This window comes from Streptomyces fulvorobeus, from assembly GCF_013167895.1.
Classification (GTDB): domain Bacteria; phylum Actinomycetota; class Actinomycetes; order Streptomycetales; family Streptomycetaceae; genus Streptomyces; species Streptomyces fulvorobeus.
In genome coordinates this window covers 6476657-6497193 of sequence record NZ_BLWC01000001.1, presented here as the reverse complement: position 1 = coordinate 6497193, position 20537 = coordinate 6476657, and the positions used below count along the sequence as shown (strand labels likewise).

At 70.1% G+C, this 20537-nt stretch carries 6 protein-coding genes (1 of these 6 cut by a window edge); all 6 read right to left on the bottom strand.

The features are described 5' to 3' along the window. Positions 1–462: 462 nt before the first annotated feature. Complete coding sequence (locus Sfulv_RS28940; RefSeq protein WP_256669308.1) at positions 463–1107, bottom strand: helix-turn-helix transcriptional regulator; 645 nt, start codon at positions 1105–1107, stop codon at positions 463–465. Positions 1108–1525: 418 nt separating this feature from the next. After that, the gene (locus Sfulv_RS28935; RefSeq protein WP_173317340.1) at positions 1526–4306 is read right to left on the bottom strand and encodes a helix-turn-helix transcriptional regulator; all 2781 of its coding nucleotides are present in this window, start codon (positions 4304–4306) and stop codon (positions 1526–1528) included. A 747-nt stretch (positions 4307–5053) separates the two neighbouring features. Then, on the bottom strand, positions 5054–6949 hold the full coding sequence (locus Sfulv_RS28930) for a helix-turn-helix transcriptional regulator (protein WP_256669189.1): 1896 nt from the start codon (positions 6947–6949) through the stop codon (positions 5054–5056). Beyond that, positions 6910–7956 (bottom strand): AAA family ATPase, encoded by a 1047-nt coding sequence (locus Sfulv_RS31015; RefSeq protein ID WP_256669188.1) that lies wholly within the window; start codon positions 7954–7956, stop codon positions 6910–6912. Before Sfulv_RS31015 ends, Sfulv_RS28930 begins: the two co-directional genes overlap by 40 nt. Before the next feature lie 367 nt (positions 7957–8323). Next, entirely contained in the window at positions 8324–9088 is a 765-nt protein-coding gene (locus Sfulv_RS28925) for a thioesterase II family protein (protein WP_173317339.1), read from the bottom strand. 365 nt (positions 9089–9453) lie between these two features. Next, positions 9454–20537, bottom strand: the 3' portion of a protein-coding gene (locus Sfulv_RS28920) for a type I polyketide synthase (RefSeq protein ID WP_256669307.1). It continues 4081 nt past the right edge of the window; only the last 11084 of its 15165 coding nucleotides appear in the window; its start codon lies off the right edge, out of view; its stop codon occupies positions 9454–9456.

The following is a 20537-nucleotide window of genomic DNA, read 5'->3' as shown; positions in this document are numbered from 1 at the left end:
CAGAGACACCCAAACTCACATGGCGGCCATTCCATTGGGACACCGGGCGCCTTAAATTTGGCCATCGCACCTAATTACCGAGGAAGCCCCGGCTCCCCTATCGCAGGTACACGTGAACAGGCGAAGCAGAAGTCTTGTCGCAGCAGAACGATATGAATCAACGGATTCACGGATGGTTCCCCGGGCCTGCTTCCCGCAGGACGCACCATCGGTAACACCGATTCCCCGAAAGCCACAGCAAGCGGGCAACCTCGCCGCACAAACGGTCGCACAAGGAGCTATCTCCGTGCAATGGGCAACCAAATGCGTGGGTAGCGGGCCGAAAGAGCGGACCGGGAGTGCGGGCGGAACGCAGGAACCCGCCGGACCGTGGTATTTTCCACGATCCGGCGGGTTCCTGCGTCTGCTGCGGTTGCTGCCCTCGGCGGGCGTGGCCGTTGGCGGTCGGCTACGCCCGCGCCGCTACTTGACGAAGTCCTCGACGACCTTGGGCGGCCAGGTGCCGACGTTGAGGACGCCCATGGAGTAGGCGCGGGAGACCAGGGCGGCCCGGTTGGGCACCCGGAGCTTCCGGAGCAGCCCGGTGACGTGGTACTCGACCCCCTGCCGGCTCAGGTAGAGCCTGGAAGCCAGGGGAATAGTGGACTGACCTGCGGCGATGCCTTCGAGTATGCGGGCGTCGATCTCGGAGAGGATCTTCTTGCGATGGGTCACGACGCCCGCGTCCTGTCCCTCGTCCGAGGAGCTCATGAGCACCAGGATCGCGGCCACGTCGGGGGTGTCCCCGCTCACGGCCGCGGCGGTGAGAGTTCCGGCGAAGGCGGAGTCCTCCGGCCCCACCGCCACCACGTGCGAGGCGAACCGCTGGCGCTTGCCCTCCACGAGCCGGGAGAACTGGCGCATCAGCGGCTGCTGGACACTGGGGTGCACCAGGTCGCGGAAGTTGCGGCCGCAGACGTCGGCCGAGGAGTCGCCGAAGCGCCGGAAGAACTCCTCGTTCGCCTGCTGGACGGTGAGTGTGGGATCGAGTGACGCCATGCACAGCCCCGACTGGTCGAAGTGCTGGGCGTGTGCGTACCCGTTCTGGCCGGGTTCGAGGTCACTTATTATGATCTGAGCCGATTCTGCGGGTACAGCAATCACCACGAGGCCGCCATCCTTTCGGGTCCCCCGATTCACTGAGCATATTGAACATTTTCCTGCGCGTAGGATAACTCTGCCGGTCGGGCCTCACTCACCCTCATCAAGGGTTATCCGTTACCGAATGGAGAGTAGGTAGTGGCATGGTTGGACGTCAACAAGCCCCCTCTTCGCGTAGCTAAAGCTGTGGTCCCAAGCATGGATGGTTCGGTGGTCCGCGAAGGCGCCGGGACAGGAAGTGCTCGACATGCCGCATTGGCGGCATCCACCCAATTCGGTCCGACTTGAGGTTCTCTTGAGGTTGGCGGCGGTGAGCCGGACAGGGCCATGCGAGACGGCAGGCACGGCTTTCTGTAGCATGCCGCTGACAGTTGAGCGCGGGAGCCTACGCGGGGAGGGTGTCCGCCAGCTCATGGCGGCCCGAGATGCCAAGTTTCCTATAGCAATTCGTCAGATGTTTCTCTACGGCCCGTGAACTCACTCCGAATTCATCCGCAATTTCCTGGTTGGTGAGGCCCCGGCTCGCCAGGGTGATCACCTTGCGCTCGCTGCGGGTGAGGATCGCGGTCTTCGGTTCCGTGGGGGCGCCCAGACCGTTTTCCGCCCGTTCGACCAGCCACGGGGCACCGCAGGCCGCCGCGAGGGTGCCCGCCTCGCGCAGTACGGCCTCCGCCTCGGGGCCGCTGCCCAGCTGCCGTCCCAGCAGTACGAGCGTCCTGGCGAGTTCGAGCCCGAACGACGAATCGCGCAGGACCGTGACGGCCTCGCGCAGCAGGGGGACGCCCTGGGCGCCCTGCAGCCAGCCCATCAGCCGCAGGGCGCGGCCCAGCGCGGCGGGTGCCCCCCACGAACGGGCCCAGGCGAGTTCCTCCTCGGCGAGCCGCAGCGCGGAACGGGAGTCACCGAGGCGCTGATAGAGACCGATGGCCTGCGGGCGCCAGGGGAAGAGCGCCGAATTGCGCCATCCCGATACGTCCAGTTGCCGACCGCACGCGAGCAGACTCTCCAGCGCCTGCGCCCGCAGGCCCCGCTGGGCGTCCACCGATGCCCGCAGAATCCGCAGCGAGGCCGCCAGGGCCAGACCCGTCGGCCTGCGCCGCCCGGCCCTGGCCAGGACCTGCTCGCTGAGCAACGGATCGCGCAGTTCGAGCACCACAGAGGACAGGATTATCGTGGACACCTCACGCCAGTTGGCGTCGGGCAGCGCCAGAGCGCGCTCGACGTATTCGCGGGCCAGAGTGGGTTTGCTCTGCGAGACCAGGACGAACGCCCGCTCCGCGAAGAGGAGCACCGCGTCGGCACCGGCCGGGTTGCGCCGTCGGTTCCGATGCTGGGTGGAGAGCCAGGTAGCCACGGTCTCCACCGACTCGGCGGCGAACAACGTGGCGACCACCAGGGGAAGCACCGTGTTCGCACACCCCGATGCGACCGGCTCGCGCTCCAGGATCCGGCCGGCCGTGCGAGCCGCCTCGGCCGCCGGCAGGCGGCCGGTGAGGGTGACGGAGAAGAGCAGCACGGTCATCAGTTCGCGTTCGGCCGCGGAATACACCGGGGGCTCCTGCCCCAGCCCGTGCAGACGCTCCACGGACGAGGCCAGTTCGCCCGGGTTCTCGTGCCCGCAGTGCCGCAGCCGGGCTTCCAGTCGCAGTCCCAGCTCGCGCGTCGGACCGTCCAGTCCGGCGTGCGGGCCGAGTCCCTCGGCGGCCCTGCGCAGCAGCTCGGTGGTGGAGGAGTGCACCGCGCCGAGCAGCGGCGGCGGTATACACAGGACGGCGACGGCCCGGTCGCGTGCCGTCGCCAGCAGAGGGATGGCCTGCACGACATGGCGCAAACAGGCTTCGGGGTCGAAGTCCGCCTCAGCGGTGGCCAGTTCGACCAGCAGCCCGGCCCGGGCCTGACCCTGGGCACGGTGGCTGAGCAGCACCCGGCGCAGATAGCGGGCGGCACGCTCGGGCGCGCCCTGCCGTATCGCGGTGGCGGCCGCGGCCCGCAGTACTGTCGTCGCCCAGGGACGACCGATGGCGGTGGTGGCCATCAGGTGGTCGGCGATCTGCTCGGTGGGACGGCCGTTGGTGTACAGCAGGTCCGCGGCGGCGGCGTGCCGCCGCTCGCGCTCGGCCACCGTCAAGGTGGATTCCACGGCATCCTGCACGACGCGGTGCACGAAGCGCAGTTCGCCTGCGTCGGTGAGCAGTCCAGCCTCGCGCAGCGCGCGCCGCGCTGTGCCCAAGCCGTCTTCGTCCACTCCGGCCAGTTCCCTGATGAGCGCCGGGTCCCCCTGGCCGCCGAAGGCGGCGACCGCCACGGCCACCTCGCGCACCACACGTGGCCGGGTCCGCAGATGGCTCGCCAGCCGCTCCCGGAGCCCTGCGGGCCGCAGGGCGCGCACCCGGTCGGCGTGTTCGTCGGCCACAGTGTGGCCCTGTGCTTCCATGCCCAGCAGAAGCGATGTCAGGAACAGCGGGTTGCCGCGGCTCACCTCATGGCAGGCGCGTACGTACTCCTCGTGTCCGGCCGCGCCGCACCGTTCGAGGATCATGGCCCGGACGGCGTCGCGCGACAGCGCGGCGGGGCGCAGGGTCCGCGTGGCGTCGACGAGCTGACGCACCAGGGCAGGGCCCGCTCCCTGATCGCCGTCCAGCAGCGTCCAGACGAGCATCACCCGCAGACCCTCCAACTGTCCGGCCAGGCGGGCGAGCCAGCGCAGGGAGGAGGAGTCCGCCCACTGGAGGTCGTCGACGAGGATCAGCAGCGGGGTGTGCTCACTGACGTCGGCCAGAAGCGAGCGCAGGCCGTGCAGGCATTCCTCGAACGCGGCTGCGGAGGGCGGGTGCACCGTCGGCAGATCGTCGACGCCGGACATCAGCCGGGCCACGCGGTCGGGCCGCCGCGCCCACCGGTTGCGTTCCGTCTCGGTCGCGCCGGACAGCAGACTGTCGAGCAGCTGGCGCACCACGCCGAACGCGAAGTCCCGCTCCATCGGGGCGGCGTTCGCCCGCAGGACGCGTACGTCCGCGGCGCAGGCCGTACGGGCAAGTTCGCGCAGCAAAGCGGTTCTGCCGATGCCGAGCGGCCCCGCCAGCAGGATCACCGAGGAGTCGCCTTCCTGGGCGGCTCGCAGCGCGGCTCTCAGCCGGTCCAGCTCTCCTTCCCGCTCAAGAAGCATCGCTCGGCCGATCTCTCATGTCCCTCAGCTGCACACACAGTTCCTGACGCCCGGTGACACCGAGCTTTCGACGGGCAACCCCCGAAAGCGGGTGCATCACGCATCCGTCCTGGGAGAGCCGATCCGCGATCTCCCGGTTGGTCTGTTTTCGGACGGTGCAGGCGGCCGCGCCCCGGCCAATGTTCCGTGGATTGCTCGACCGCCGGGGCGGGGTGGCGGCCACCGGTGTCTCCCCTCGTTCTGTGCAGCCGGACGCTGTCGCCACCGGCCGGCTCGGCGGACCCGACCGGTGACCCACCGTCGGCGTCCGGCGCGGGGGCGGTGGACAGGCCCGCGTCACGGGCCGGACACCGCACGTCCGCCCCGTGGGCGGACGGCTTCTCGGGGCCGCCTCGACCGAGTTAGGCAACGATGTCATGGCTCGATCGAACCGGCGGTCACGCTGCCGGCCCGGAGCCGGGGCCGGCCGGGCACAGAGCGGTCGCGGCCCGGTCTTACCGACATGCCGGACGGCCGCGTACAGCACGTCGGGCCTCGCGCGGCCCAGCCGCCCCACCCGGGGCTCCCAGCCCCAGCGCCCCTCGTCCGGGGCGGCGGACGGGAAGACCGGTGTCCTGCGCGCACGGCGCTGTCCAGGCGGACAAACACTTCCCCGGTAGCCGTCCGGCCCGCATGTCGGCTCCAGGGGTCGCACAGTCGGATTATCGGTGTTCTGGCCAGTCACACGCACGGCCCCGCCCGTTCGCCTCAGCGTCGCCAACGTGATTCGGATTCCCGGCCGGGACGTGGCCCCTCAGGGATGTCCGGTGTGCACAGCGCGGCCCCGAGTTCGGTACGCCCACTCACGCCCAGCTTTCGGTAGACACCGGTCAAATGCGTCTCAATAGTGCGTACGGTGACGAACAGGGCTTCTGCGATGGCGCGGTTGCTGGCGCCGGCCGCGGCGAGACCCGCCACCCTGCGTTCCATTCCGGTCAGCATGTCCAGAGGCGAGGCGCTCATCTTCCGCATCCTGCCGCCCGCGGTGACCAGTAGTCTGCGCGCGGCGCCACCGAGCGCCAGGGCTCCGCAGCGCTGCGCGAGGTCGGTGGCGGTGCGCAGATGCTCCCGGGCGCCGCGGTGGTCGCCCGTCTTCAACAGGGCGCGGCCGAGGATGAATTCGGCCTTGGCGTGATCCGCCCTGGCAGGCGAATCCGCCAGGGCGGCGACCGCTTCGGTGAGCGTCTCGATGCCCGCGGCGCCGGGGGTGATCGCTCCGCGGGCGAGTGCGGCGAGCCCGAGTGCGCGCGGTGTGCCCCAGCGCTGGGCCAGTTCGGTGCCGTACTCGGTCATCTCGCCCGCTTCGCCACCCCGGTTCATGACCGCCAGCAGACAGGCCGCCTCGGACCACCAGGGCGCGAAGACCGGATTGCTGAACCGGGACTCATCGAGGGACCGGCCGCATTCGAGATACAGGGCGAGAGCCGCGTCCCAGTCACCGACCGCCCAGCGGGCCCGCGCCCGCGCCATCAGACTCAGGTGGTACTGCAGTACGTACCGCTCAAGACCGGAGCGTCTGATCGCGCGGAACACCGTCTCGGCCTGTTCGGCCTCTCCCCGCTCGACCAGGAGGGTCGCGAACGTGATCTGCGGCAGTGCGCTGCCGCTCCCCCACTTCTCCGCTCCGACGATCTCGAACGCGGTCTGCGCGTCGGCCAGCGCGTCGGGAAACGCGCCCGCTCCGTGCAGCACCAGGGCGCGGGTGGACAGGGCGAGCACGAAGGTCCAGACCGCGGCGTTCTCCTGGCTGCGCTCCAGCGTGCGGTCCAGCGCGCCCAGCGACCCTTCGACCTCGTCGGCGAGGCTGAGGGCGAAGGAGGAGGCGAGCGACGACCATGCCTCCGGCTCACCCCCGGGCGAGGTGAGCGCGCGACGGGCCTGCTCGACCGTCTGTTCCGCCGAGCGACCGTCCATCGCGGACAGGACGGTCATCATCGCGAGCATCTGGCGCTGGGCGGGCGTGTCTCCGGGAGGCGCGGTCAGCAGCGCGGCCCGGTCCAGCGTCGCGGCGACGGTCGACTTCTCGTCCGACCCTACGATCAGCAGGGTCGACTCGACCAGTGTGTGCAGTTCACGGTCGGACGGGTCCGGGCAGGGCCCCAGTTCGGCCTCCAGCTCCGCCAGAACCGCTTCGAGGACTCGCACGCCTTCGGGCGAGCGCTGAACGGCCAGGCAGACCATGCCGTACCGCACGGCGGCCATGGCCCTGGTCCGTACGTCGTCGGCCAGGCCCAGTGCCTCTTCGAGCACCCGGATGGCGTCCGGCGGATTGGTCTCCGCGAGCGATGCCGCCAGCTGGATACGTACCGGCACACTGTCCGGTTCCGCCTCAAGCACCCGGTGCAGATAGCGGACGGCGGCTTCGGGCGCGCCCCGCCCCTCGGCCTGGGCAGCCGCCTCACGGAGCACCGCCGGCATCCAGGGTTGTGTGAGGGCCGGCAGGAGCATGAGCCGGCCCGCGACCTCCTCGGCGGGCCGCCCGGCGTCACTCAGCAGCAGCGCGGCTCTGGTGCGCAGCTCGGCCAGTGCCTCCGCGCCGACGGGTTCGAGCGCGGACGCGCGGATCACGTCGTGCGCCAGGTCCGCACGGTCCGCCGCGAGCACCTCGGCACGCCGCAGTACGGCGATGCCCTGTGCGACGCGCGCGGGGGCACTTCGGCGAGCATGCCGACCAGCTCGGGGGTCTCCTCGCCCAGGACCGCGATGGCACGCGCCACCTCCCGCACCCACAGCGGCAGGCTGTCCAGCAGCGCGATCACGGAGGACGCGATCACGGAGGCCCCCACCTCGGCGACTCTGCGTACTCCTTCTTCGTCCGGCCGCACGCCCCTGGCGCGCAGCTCGCCCAGGAGCCGGCTGAGCCTGAGGGGGTTGCCGCCGGAGACGGTGGCGGCGCGGTCGGCGAAAGCCGATGCGACCGGCGTCCGGAAGACCTGCCGCGCCAGCTGCCCGACGGCGGCGCGAGTGAGCGGCGCCAGCCTCACCATGGTGGGGCTGCGCTGCGCCGCGATGTCGGCCAGCACGGAGGGGGCGACCGGTTCGGCCTCACTGCGGTGGGCGAGCACCACCAGCAGCGGAAGATCCTCCGCGCGCCGCAGCAGGAAGTCCACCCAGGCCAGGGAGCGTTCGTCGCACCAGTGCACGTCGTCGAGCACAAGGACGAGCGGGCGGTCCACCATCAGGTTGGCCGCTAACCAGTACAACCCGTGCAGCGCCGGATAGGCGGCGGAGGCGCTGGGGTTTTCCTGGTCGATCTGTCCGGAGGTGAGCGCGGGCAGAGCACGACGGGCGGGGCCGCGCAGCAGAGGGGAGCTCCTGGCGTCCGCACCGCTCAGCCCCAGCGAACCGAACAGCTCGCGCACGCCCCCGTACCCCGTCCCCGCGACAACTTCGCCGCAGGAGCCGTTCAGCACGGTCATGTCGCGGCACGTGTCGCTGTTGAGGAACGTCTGGAGGAGGCTGGTTTTCCCAATGCCCGCGGGACCGGAAAGGATCACCAGCCCCGCGCGCCCGGAGCGTGCGGCCTCGGCCTGCCGGGTCAGAACCCGCAGCTCATGACTGCGCCCGACCAGGGCGCTGGACAAACCGGAGAGGTCGGCCTGTTCCAGCATCGAGGTCTCCTCGCCTCTCGGGGAACGCGACGGGCGCAGTCACACGTCGCCGCTTTCCGCCCCATCCCGCAAAAGCAGTTGACACGCAACGATGAACGGACGTGAGATACATGATCACAAATCCCGCACCATAGATCACGCGACGCCGCCCGGAATGCGGCGTACACCTACGCGAACTGGTCGAGTGCCCTCCGCGCCGGTGACCAACGCGCCGTACGGGAGCCGTATTTGGGCTCGGTCGCACGGGCACCGGCCGTGCGGGCGGCACTGGCGGCCGGGCATCCGGCCGGCCCCCACGAGAAGGCGGACCGGACGCGAACGGACGAGTGGACGCCCCCGGGGAGCGCTCACCCGGACGGGCGGCCGCTCACCTGCCGGTGGACAGATGTTTCCGCAGTAACGCGATCACCGCCGGAGCCTGTGCACTCAGGTAGAAGTGCCCGCCGGGGAAGACCTTCAGATCGAAGGCGCCCGTGGTGTGCCGGCTCCAGTCCTCAGCCTCGTCCAGCGAGGTTTTCGGGTCACTGTCGCCGGTGAGCGCCGAGATCGGGGCCCGTACCGTTGTGTCCGGGTCGCAGCGGTAGGTCTCGATGGCCTGATAGTCGCTGCGGATCGCGGGGAGGATCATCCGAAGAATCTCCTCGTCGCCGAGCAGCGCCGTGTTCGTACCGGACAGCAGCTTCAGCTCCGCGACGATGCCGTCGTCGCTGCGTGTGTGCACACTCTCGTCGCGGTGGCGGGACGGTGCGCGCCGGCCCGAGACGAACAGATGGGAGAGTTCACCGCCGTCGGCCTCGAAACGCCGCGCGACCTCGAAGGCGATCGTCGCGCCCATGCTGTGCCCGAAGAACGTGGTGGGCCGGGCCCTGAGCTGCTTGCGCAACGCCTCGTAGACCTGGTCGGCCAGGACTTCCAGATCGCCGGGGCTGGTTTCCTTGCGCCGGTCCTGACGGCCGGGGTACTGAACCGCGAACACCTCTGCCACGGAGGAGAGCTGAGCGGAGACCGGGAAGTAGAAAGACGCCGAGCCACCCGCGTGGGGAAACAGAAGAGTTGCTCCGAGCTGTCCGGTGCCGGATGGAAGCACCGTGCCCAGAGACTCTCCTCGGTGGAGGTCGTCATCGTCTTGCATCCTCCTAGAGCTGGGCCGGACGCCCTGAACCGCGCAGCGGTCCGGGGACCGGACCACTGTCACGAGAGCGCGCCGGAACGCCGCACACCGCGCGCACCTTGCCCGCGCCGATGCAGCCGACGTTCCATGCGGTGCTCCTGCCGAACAGAGCGGACGGACGACTGACGTCGCCCGCCTCGCCGGCCGGTACTGCCGACCCGGTGGCCGACGCCCCCATTCCACTAGGCGGGACAGTGGGAAATTCCCTAGTCTCTGCGCGGACATTGGTGACGGAACCCCCTCGTGAGGGCACGAACCGCCTGCAAGTCCCCCGTGGGCGGAGGCTTCGGGGAGGGAGTTCCGCCCCTGCCCGAAGCCTCCGCGGTTCAGGACAGTCCGAGTTCGTCGTCCAGGAGAGCGAACACGTCGTCGTCCGACGCCGCCTCCAGGTCGAGCTCTCCGGTGTCGTTCGCCGACTCCCGGCGCAGCTCGGCCCACTTCGTCCGCAGCACCTCGATCCGTCCGGCGACGTGCTTGAACTCCTGCGCGTCGACCGTCATCTCCGTGATCGCCTTCTCCAGACGGTCGAGCACGGCAAGCACCGATCCGGCGCCGCCGGCCTCCTCCGTCACGAGCCGGGACCACAGGTGGTCCACGACGGCGACGGGGGTGGGGTAGTCGAACAGCAGGGTGGCCGGCAGGCGCAGCCCGGTGGCCGCGTTCAGCCGGTTCCTGAACTCCACCGCCGTCAGGGAGTCGAAGCCCAGTTCCTGGAACTGCCGCGAGGCCCCTACCGCCGACCCGCCCGCGTGCCCCAGAACCGCTGCCGCCTGATCGCGGACCAGCGTCAGAAGAACGTCGCGCCGCTCCTCCTCCGGCATGGCGTTCAGCCGCTGACCGAGCGACTCGGCCGACTGCGGAGCTGCGGTCACCGCCCGCCGGGACGGCGTACGGATCAGCCCGCGGAGCAGAGCCGGTATCTCACCCTGCGTCCTGAGAGCGGCCAGGTCCAGCCGCACGGGCAGTACGAGGGCCCGCTCTCCGGCGAGTGCGGTGTCGAACAGGGTGAGGCCCTGCTCCACGGAAAGCGGAGGCATACCCGAACGGGCCAGCCGCTGCATATCCGCCTCACTCACACCCCCCGTCATGCCACCCGCCTGGTCCCACGGACCCCACGCCAACGACACACCCGCCAGACCCTCGGCCCGACGCCGCGCCACCAACCCGTCCAGGAACGCATTCGCCGCCGCGTAATTACCCTGCCCCGCCCCACCGAACACACCAGCCACCGACGAGAACACCACAAACGCCGACAACCCAGCCTCACGCGTCAACTCATGCAGATGCCACGCCGCATCCACCTTCGGACGCAACACCCCATCCAGCCGCTCCCGCGTCAGCGAACCCACCACACCGTCATCCAGCACACCCGCCGCATGCACCACAGCCGACAACGGACACTCAACCGACACACCGGCCAGCAACTCCGCCACAGCCACCCGATCAGCGACATCACACGCCACAACAGACACCGACGCACCCCGCGCCGACAGCTCCGCGACCAACTCAGCCGCACCCACAGCCTCCGCACCCCGCCTGCTCACCAACAGCAGATGACGCACACCACGCTCCACCACCAAATGCCGGGCCAAAACCGCACCCAACCCACCCGTACCACCAGTAACCAGGACCGTACCCTCACCGAACCCCACCACAGGGGCCTCGTCAGTCTCTCCTGTCTCGCCGTCTGCCGGGACGACTGGCTCCGGGAGCGGCACGCGGTCCAGCCTGGCGGCCCTGACCTCGCCGCCCCGGAGGACCACCTGCGGTTCGTCGGAGCCGAGAGCCCGCAGGGCCGGCGCCGATACGTCGGCGCCGGCCGCCGGGTCGAGATCCAGCAGTCCGAAGCAGCCCGGGTTCTCCGAGTGCGCCGCTCGGACCAGACCCCACACGGTGGCTGCCGCCAGGTCGGCCACCGTGCCGCCGTCCACGGCCACAGCGCCGCGGGTGACGAACACCAGCCGCGAGCCGGCGAACCGCTCCTCAGCCAACCAGCCCTGCACCAGAGCCAGGACCTCAGCGGCCAGCGCGTGCGCCGACCCCGGGATGTCGCTGCCGGACGTATCGGCGACACCGACCAGAACAGTGCTCGGCACCGGGGACTCCCCCGCCGCCAGCGCCACCGGATCGGCGTACGTCTCCACGCTCGCACCGGACTCGGCCAGTACGTCGGCGAGGCCGAACGGATCCGGGCCGAGGACGGCGACCGGCTGCTGGACATCCAGCGCGGTCACGGCCGTGACCGGCATCCACTCCACACCGAACAGGCAATCCCTGCCGACTCCGGCGGGCCCGTTCAGCTGTTCGCTGGAGACCCTCCGCACCAGCAGCGAGGCGACCGAGGCGACCGGCACCCCGGAGGTGTCGGCGGCGGCCACGGAGACCGCGTCCTTGCCGAGCGGCGCGAGCCGCACCCGCAGAGTCGAGGCGCCTGTCGCGTGCAGCGACACGCCCTCCCACGAGAACGGCAGACCACCACCGCCCTCGCTGCTCGCCTCACCGACGAGCATGGAAGCGTGCAGCGCCGAGTCGAGCAGAGCGGGGTGCAGACCGAACGCGGCCGCATCACCCTGCGCGCTCTCCGGCAGGCTCACCTCGGCGAAGACCTCACCGTCCCGCCGCCACGCGGCCCGCAGACCCTGGAACACCGGGCCGTAAGCGAAGCCCAGCTCGGCGAACCGCTCGTAGCAGCCCTCGACGTCCAGCGCTTCCGCACCCGCAGGCGGCCACACCGTCGCATCGAAGCCGCTCTCCGTTTCTTCGGAACGGCCGGTCAGTTCGCCCGTGGCGTGCTGCGTCCACGGTGCGTCCGCCGCTCCTTCGGGACGGGAGTAGACGCCGACGGAACGCCGGCCCGACTCGTCGGGGGTACCGACTGCGACCTGCAGCTGCACCGCTCCGCGCTCCGGAAGGGTCAGCGGCGCGGCCAGCGTCAGCTCCTCCACCCGGTCGCAGCCGACCTCGTCACCCGCCCGGATTGCCAGCTCCAGCAGAGCCGTCCCCGGAAGGAGGACCCGGCCCATCACCACATGGTCGGCGAGCCACGGGTGCGACTGGACCGACAACCTCCCGGTGAACAGCACCCCTTGGCCCGCGGCGAGTTCGACGGCCGCACCCAGCAACGGATGCTCGGCCGAACCGAGCCCCGCACCTCGTACGTCCCCGGCCGCACTGGCCTGCGAACCGGCCGGCCAGAACCACTGGTGCTGGAAGGCGTACGTCGGCAACTCGACCCGACGCGCGCCCGTTCCGGCGAACACCGCGGTCCAGTCGGGCACCGTACCGCGCACGTGGAGGCGAGCCAGCGCGGTGAGCGCGGTCAATTCCTCGTCCCGGTCCTTGCGGAGCATCGGTATGAGCGCCGCGTCCTCAGGTGCGGATTCCTGGGCCATGGCGGAGAGCACGCCGTCCGGGCCCAGCTCCAGGAACGTGGTCACGCCCTGTTCGGCGAGGTTCCGGATGCCGTCGGTGAAGCGCACGGCCTCGCGGACGTGACGTACCCAGTACCCGGCCGAACACAGCTCCTCGGCGCTCGCCACCACCCCCGTCAGGTTCGACACCACCGGGATGACCGGCTCGGCAAACGACAGACCCTCCGCGACCGTCCGGAACTCCTCCAGCATCGGATCCATCAACGGCGAGTGGAACGCGTGCGAAACCCGCAGACGCGTCGTCTTACGCCCCAGCTCGGCCAGTTGCGCCGCGACCTCCAGGACCTTCTGCTCGTCACCGGAGATCACCACGGACGACGGGCCGTTGACGGCCGCGATCGAGACCTGGCCCTCCCGCTCGGCCAGCAGCGCCAGCACCTCGTCCTCCACCGCCTGCACCGCCACCATCGCACCACCGGCCGGCAGCGCCTGCATCAGCCTCGCCCGCGCCACCACCAGCCGGGCCGCGTCCTTGAGCGAGAACACCCCCGCCACATGCGCCGCCGCGATCTCACCGATGGAGTGCCCCGCCACGAAGTCGGGCTTGACACCCCACGACTCCACCAGCCGGAACAGCGCCACCTCGATGGCGAACAACGCGGGCTGAGTGAAGCCCGTTTCGTTCAGGAGCTCGGCGTCCTCGCCCCACATCACCTCACGCAGCGAACGGCCCAACTCGCCGTCCAGCAGCACCAGTACGGAATCCAGCGCCTCCGCGAACACCGGGAAGCGGCCGTACAACTCCCGGCCCATCCCCAACCGCTGCGAACCCTGACCCGAGAACAACACCGCCGACCTGCCACCGACCACCGCACCCGACACCACCGAAAGATGCGGGGCACTGGATGCCAAAGCCGCGAGGGCTCGTACCGCATCGGCAGAGTCACCCGCCAGCACCACCGCACGGTGCTCGAACACCGACCGGCTCGTCACCAGCGAGTAACCGACGTCCACCGGACGGGGAGCCGTCTCGGCGTCCACCACCGACAGCAACCGTGCCGCCTGGGCAGCCAGCGCCTCCGGCGTCCTGCCGGACAGGACCCACGGCACCACGCCCGGTGATGCGGACGTGGAAGCGGCCGGGTCGTGCACGATCTCGGCGACCTGCTCGGGCTGTTCCAGGATGATGTGCGCGTTCGTACCGCTGATCCCGAAGGACGACACACCCGCGCGCCTCGCCCTGCCCGCTTCCGGCCACGGGGCCGACTCGGTCAGCAGCTCCACGGCACCGGCCGACCAGTCCACATGGGACGACGGCTCGCTCACGTGCAGGGTCTGCGGGAGCACTCCGTGCCGCATCGCCATCACCATCTTGATGACACCGGCGACACCGGCGGCGGCCTGGGTGTGGCCGATGTTGGACTTCACCGAGCCCAGCAGCAACGGCCGGTCCTCGTCACGGTCCCGCCCGTACGTCGCCAACAACGCCTGCGCCTCGATCGGGTCACCCAGTGACGTACCGGTGCCATGCGCCTCGACCACATCCACGTCCCCGGCCGACAACCCGCCGCTGGCAAGCGCCTGACGGATCACACGCTGCTGCGAGGGACCGTTGGGCGCCGTCAGACCGTTGGACGCACCGTCCTGATTGACCGCACTGCCCCGCACCACGGCCAGAATCTCGTGACCGTTGCGCACCGCGTCGGACTGCCGCTCCAGCACCACCATGCCCACGCCCTCCGACCAGCCGACACCGTCGGCCGACTCGGAGAACGCCTTGCACCGGCCATCGGGTGACAGACCCCGCTGCCGGGAGAACTCCACGAACGTGCCGGGGGTCGACATGACCGTCACACCGCCGGCCAGGGCCAGGGTGCATTCACCACTGCGCAGGGCTTGAGCGGCCAGGTGCATGGCCACCAGCGAGGACGAACACGCCGTGTCCACCGTCACCGCCGGACCCTCAAGACCCAGGGTGTACGACACCCGGCCCGAGGCGACACTCCCGGCGCTGCCCTGGCCCTGGTGGCCCTCGAACTGCTTGCCGTTCAGGGTGGTGCCGTAGTCGTTGTACATCACACCGGCATACACGCCGGTCCGGCTTTCCCGCAGCGACGCCGGGTCGATGCCTGCTCGCTCGATCGCCTCCCACGACGCTTCGAGCAGCAGTCGCTGCTGGGAGTCCGTCGCCATCGCCTCACGCGGCGACATCCCGAAGAACGCCGGGTCGAAATCGCCCGCGTTCTGGAGGAAACCGCCCGACCGGGTGTACGACGTGCCCGCGTGGGCCGGGTCGGGGTTGTAGAGCCCGTCGACGTCCCAGCCCCGGTTGGTCGGGAAGCCGGAAACAGCATCCGTCCCCTCCGTGACCAGTCGCCACAGATCCTCCGGCGAGGCGACCTCACCCGGGTACCGGCAGCTCATGCCCACGACCACGATCGGATCGTCGGCCACCGGCGGCAGCACCCCGACCGGGACCGCGGCCTGGGTGTCGGTGCCGAACAGCTCGTCCCTGAGGTGGTCGGCCAGCGCTGTCGCGGTCGGGTAGTCGAAGATCAGCGTGGCGGTCAATCGCAGACCTGTCACCGCGCTCAACTGGTTCCGCAGTTCCACCGCCATCAGCGAGTCGAAGCCCAATTCCCTGAACTGGGACGTGGGGCTCACGGCTGCCACACCGGTGTGGCCGAGCACAAGAGCGACCTGATCGCGCACGAGATCCAGCAGTGCCTCGCGGCGGGCAGCCGCGGTCAGTCCGGCCAGTCGGGCGAGCAGCCCCTGGGCAGTGACCGATCCCGCGACCGCGCTCCGACGGGAGTGAAGGCGGGTTCGAACCAACGCCCGCAGAAGCGAGGGCGCTTCGCCCTGCGATCGCAGGGTGGCGAGATCCAGCCGGACCGGCACCACTGCGGTCTCGCCCGAGGCGAGTGCGGTGTCGAACAGGGTGAGGCCCTGCTCCACGGAAAGCGGAGGCATACCCGAACGGGCCAGCCGCTGCATATCCGCCTCACTCACACCCCCCGTCATGCCACCCGCCTGGTCCCACGGACCCCACGCCAACGACACACCCGCCAGACCCTCGGCCCGACGCCGCGCCACCAACCCGTCCAGGAACGCATTCGCCGCCGCGTAATTACCCTGCCCCGCCCCACCGAACACACCAGCCACCGACGAGAACACCACAAACGCCGACAACCCAGCCTCACGCGTCAACTCATGCAGATGCCACGCCGCATCCACCTTCGGACGCAACACCCCATCCAGCCGCTCCCGCGTCAGCGAACCCACCACACCGTCATCCAGCACACCCGCCGCATGCACCACAGCCGACAACGGACACTCAACCGACACACCGGCCAGCAACTCCGCCACAGCCACCCGATCAGCGACATCACACGCCACAACAGACACCGACGCACCCCGCGCCGACAGCTCCGCGACCAACTCAGCCGCACCCACAGCCTCCGCACCCCGCCTGCTCACCAACAGCAGATGACGCACACCACGCTCCACCACCAAATGCCGGGCCAAAACCGCACCCAACCCACCCGTACCACCAGTAACCAGGACCGTACCCTCACCGAACCCCACCACAGATGCCTCGTTCCCGTCCTGACTCTCGTCACTGGGGAGGGACACGCGGGTGAGTCGTCCAGCGCGGACGATGTCGTCGCTGATGATCAGTTGCGGTTCGTCGCTGCCGAGTGCCTTTCGCAGCGCGGACGGGGACGGAGCGCCGGTGGCGAGGTCCAGCAGTCCGAAGCTGCCGGGGTTCTCCGTCTGTGCCGTCCGCACCAGCCCCCATACGGAGGCCGCCGCCAGGTCGGCCACCGTGCCGCCGTCCACGGCCACAGCGCCGCGCGTGACGAACACCAGCCGCGAGCCGGCGAACCGCTCCTCAGCCAACCAGCCCTGCACCAGAGCCAGGACCTCAGCCGTGAGTGTGTGAACCGACTCCACGACATCGCTCTCGCCCGTACTGGCGATGCTCACCAGAACAGTGGCCGGTACCGGGGGTTCACCGGCCGTCAGCGCCGCCGGATCGGCGTATGTCTGCGCATTGGTACCGCACTTGGCCAGTACCTCGGCGAGGCCGAACGCATCCGGGCCGAGGACGACGACCGAGCCCGGGGCGTGCGCCTCGGACACCGCCGTCACCGGCATCCACTGCAGGCCGAACAGCGAGTCCGCGGCCCCATCGGCGGAGCCGTTCAGTTCCTCCTTCGTCACCGCGCGTACAAGCAGTGAGTCGACTGAGGCGACCGGCGCCCCGGACAGGTCGGCCACGGAGATCGACACCGCGTCCCGACCGGTCACCGGAGCGATCCGCACCCGCAGCGCGGAAGCACCCGACGCGACGAGCGACACACCCTCCCACGAGAACGGCAGACCACCACCGCCCTCGCCGCTCGCCTCACCGACGAGCATGGAAGCGTGCAGCGCCGAGTCCAGCAGAGCCGGATGCAGACCGAACGCGGCCGCATCACCCTGCGCGCTCTCCGGCAGGCCCACCTCGGCGAAGACCTCACCGCCCCGCCGCCACGCGGCCCGCAGACCCTGGAACACCGGGCCGTAAGCGAAGCCCAGCTCCGCGAACCGCTCGTAGCAGCCCCCGACGTCCAGCGCCTCCGCACCCGCAGGCGGCCACACCGCAGTATCGAAGTCATCAGCCGATGCCTGGTCACCCACCGCCAAAACACCCGAGGCATGCTGCGTCCAGGGTGAGTCCGCGCCCTCCAGGCGGGAGTGAATCTCCACCGAACGCCGGCCCGACTCGTCGGGAGCACCGACTGCGACCTGAACCTGAACCGCACCATGGTCGGGCAGGACGAGCGGCGCGGCCAGTGTCAGCTCCTCGACGCGATCACAGCCGACCTCGTCGCCCGCCCGGATCGCCAGCTCCAGCAGAGCCGTCCCCGGAAGGAGGACCCGGCCCATCACCACATGGTCGGCGAGCCACGGCTGCGCCTGTACGGACAGTCGGCCTGTGACCAACGCGCCTTCGGTTCCGGCCAATTCAACCGTGGCACCCAGAAGCGGGTGTCCAGCGGATTCCAGCCCGGCGGCGCGTACGTCCCCAGTGCCCCCGAGGGGCCCGGCCGGCCAGAACCATTGGCGTTGGAAGGCATAGGTGGGTACAGCAACTCGTCGCGCCCCGGTGAACAACGCCGTCCACTCTGTCGGAACACCCCGGACGTGCAGCTGAGCCAGCGCGGTGAGCGCGGTCAGTTCCTCGTCCCTGCCCTTGCGGAGTGCCGGTACGGTCACGGCCCCCTCGGGCACGGATTCCTGGGCCATGGCGGAGAGCACCCCGTCCGGGCCCAGTTCCAGGAACGTGGTCACGCCCTGTTCGGTGAGGGTCCGGATGCCGTCGGCGAAGCGCACGGCCTCACGGACATGCCGCACCCAGTACCCGGCCGAACACAGCTCCTCGGCCGACGCCACCACCCCGGTCAGGTTCGACACCACCGGGATGACCGGCTCGGCATACGACAGGCTCTCCGCGACCGTCCGGAACTCCTCCAGCATCGGATCCATCAACGGCGAGTGGAACGCGTGCGAGACCCGCAGCCAGGTGGCCTTGCGGCCGTCCTCCTCCAGTCGCGCCGCGACCTCCAGGACCACGTCCTCATGACCGGAGATCACTACGGACGACGGGCCGTTGACCGCCGCAATAGAGACCTGGCCCTCCCGCTCGGCCAGCAGCGCCAGCACCTCGTCCTCCGCCGCCCGCACCGCCACCATCGCACCACCCGCCGGCAGCGCCTGCATCAGTTGCGCCCGCGCCGCCACCAGCCGGGCCGCGTCCTTGAGCGAGAACACCCCCGCCACATGCGCGGCGGCGATCTCACCGATGGAATGCCCGGCCACGAAATCGGGCTTGACACCCCACGACTCCACCAGGCGGAACAACGCCACCTCGATGGCGAACAACGCCGGCTGAGTGAAGCCCGTCTCATTCAGCAGCTCGACGTCCTCGCCCCACATCACCTCACGCAGCGGGCGCTCCAGCAGCGGACCCAGTACAGCCAGAGCCGCATCCAGCGCCTCGGCAAACACCGGGAAGCGGCCGTACAACTCCCGGCCCATCCCCAACCGCTGCGAACCCTGACCCGAGAACAACACCGCCGACCTGCCACCGACCACCGCACCCGACACCACCGAAAGATGCGGGGCACCGGATGCCAAAGCCGCGAGGGCTCGTACCGCATCGGCGGAGGCGCCCGGCAGCACCACCGCGCGGTGGTCGAACTTCGAGCGGCCCGTGGCCAGCGAATAGCCGACATCCACCGGCCGCAGCTCCGGCCGCTCCTCCAACGAAGCCAGCAGCCTGGCGGCCTGGCCGCGCAGCGCCTCCGGCGTCTTGCCGGAGAGAATCCACGGCGCCGCACCGGACTCGGCGGCAGAGGTTTCCGTACCGTCCAGGACGGTTCCCTGAATGACGTGCGCCGGCTGCTCCAGGATCACGTGCGCGTTGGTGCCGCTGATGCCGAAGGACGAGACGCCGGCGCGGCGCCTGCGGCCGGTCTCGGGCCACGGCGTCGACTCGGTCAGCAGCTCCACGGCGCCCGCGGACCAGTCCACGTGCGAGGACGGGGCGTCCACGTGCAGCGTCTGCGGGAGCACACCGTGCCGCATTGCCATGATCATCTTGATGACACCGGCGACACCGGCGGCGGCCTGAGTGTGGCCGATGTTCGACTTCACCGAGCCCAGCAGCAACGGCCGGCCCTCGTCACGGTCCCGCCCGTACGTCGCCAACAACGCCTGCGCCTCGATCGGGTCACCCAACGTGGTGCCCGTACCGTGCGCCTCGACCACATCCACGTCGTCCATCGACAGACCGCCGCTGGCAAGCGCCTGACGGATCACACGCTGCTGCGAGGGACCGTTGGGCGCCGTCAGACCGTTGGACGCACCGTCCTGGTTGACCGCACTGCCCCGCACCACGGCCAGGATCTCGTGCCCGTTGCGCACCGCGTCGGACTGCCGCTCCAGCACCACCATGCCCACGCCCTCCGACCAGCCGACACCGTCGGCCGACTCGGAGAACGCCTTGCACCGGCCATCGGCCGACAGACCCCGCTGCCGGGCGAAGTCCACGAACACCGCCGGAGTCGACATCACCGTCACACCACCGGCCAGCGCCAGCGAGCACTCACCACTGCGCAGCGCCTGCATCGCCCAGTGCATCGCCACCAGCGACGACGAACACGCCGTGTCCACCGTCACCGCCGGACCCTCAAGACCCAGGGTGTACGACACTCGGCCCGACGCCAGACTGGGGGAGCTGCCACTGCCCTGGAAGCCCTCGAACTCCGGGCCTGCCAGCACTGCGCTGTAGTCGTTGTACATGACACCGGCGAAGACGCCGGTCGCGCTGCCCCTCAGCGAGACCGGGTCGATGCCCGCCCGCTCGATCGCTTCCCACGACGTCTCCAACAGCAGTCGCTGCTGGGAGTCGGTCGCCAGCGCCTCGCGCGGGCTCATCCCGAAGAACGCCGGGTCGAATTCGCCCGCGTCGTGCAGGAATCCGCCCGAGCGGGTGTAGGAGGTGCCCTTGTGGTCGGGGTCCGGGTCGAAGAGTCCGTCGACGTCCCAACCACGGTTGGTCGGGAAGGCCGAGATCACATCACTGCCTTCGGTGACCAGTCGCCACAGGTCCTCGGGTGAGGTCACCCCGCCCGGATACCGGCAGCTCATGCCCACGACCACGATCGGGTCGTCGGCCACCGACTGCGCAGACGCCGCGATCGGGAGAGCCACTGTCGCGTCCGCACCGAGCAATTCGTCGAGCAGGTGGGCGACCAGTGTCTCGACCGTCGGGTAGTCGAAGACCAGCGTGGCCGACAGCCGCAGCCCGGTCACGGTGTTGAGCCGGTTGCGCAGTTCGACGGCCGTGAGCGAGTCGAAGCCCAGCTCGCGGAAGGCACGCTCCGGGTTGACCGCATTGGCGTCCGCATGCCCCAGAACCAGCGCGACCTGCCCACGCACCAGGTCCAGCAACACCTCCTGGCGCTCCACCACCGTCAGCGCCGACA

Excerpts from the sequence above, each read along its gene's own strand:
- Sfulv_RS28935 (WP_173317340.1), bottom strand. The coding sequence starts at position 4,306 with ATGCTTCTTGAGCGGGAAGGAGAGCTGGACCGGCTGAGAGCCGCGCTG.
- Sfulv_RS28925 (WP_173317339.1), bottom strand. The coding sequence starts at position 9,088 with ATGCAAGACGATGACGACCTCCACCGAGGAGAGTCTCTGGGCACGGTG.
- Sfulv_RS31015 (WP_256669188.1), bottom strand. The coding sequence starts at position 7,956 with ATGCTGGAACAGGCCGACCTCTCCGGTTTGTCCAGCGCCCTGGTCGGG.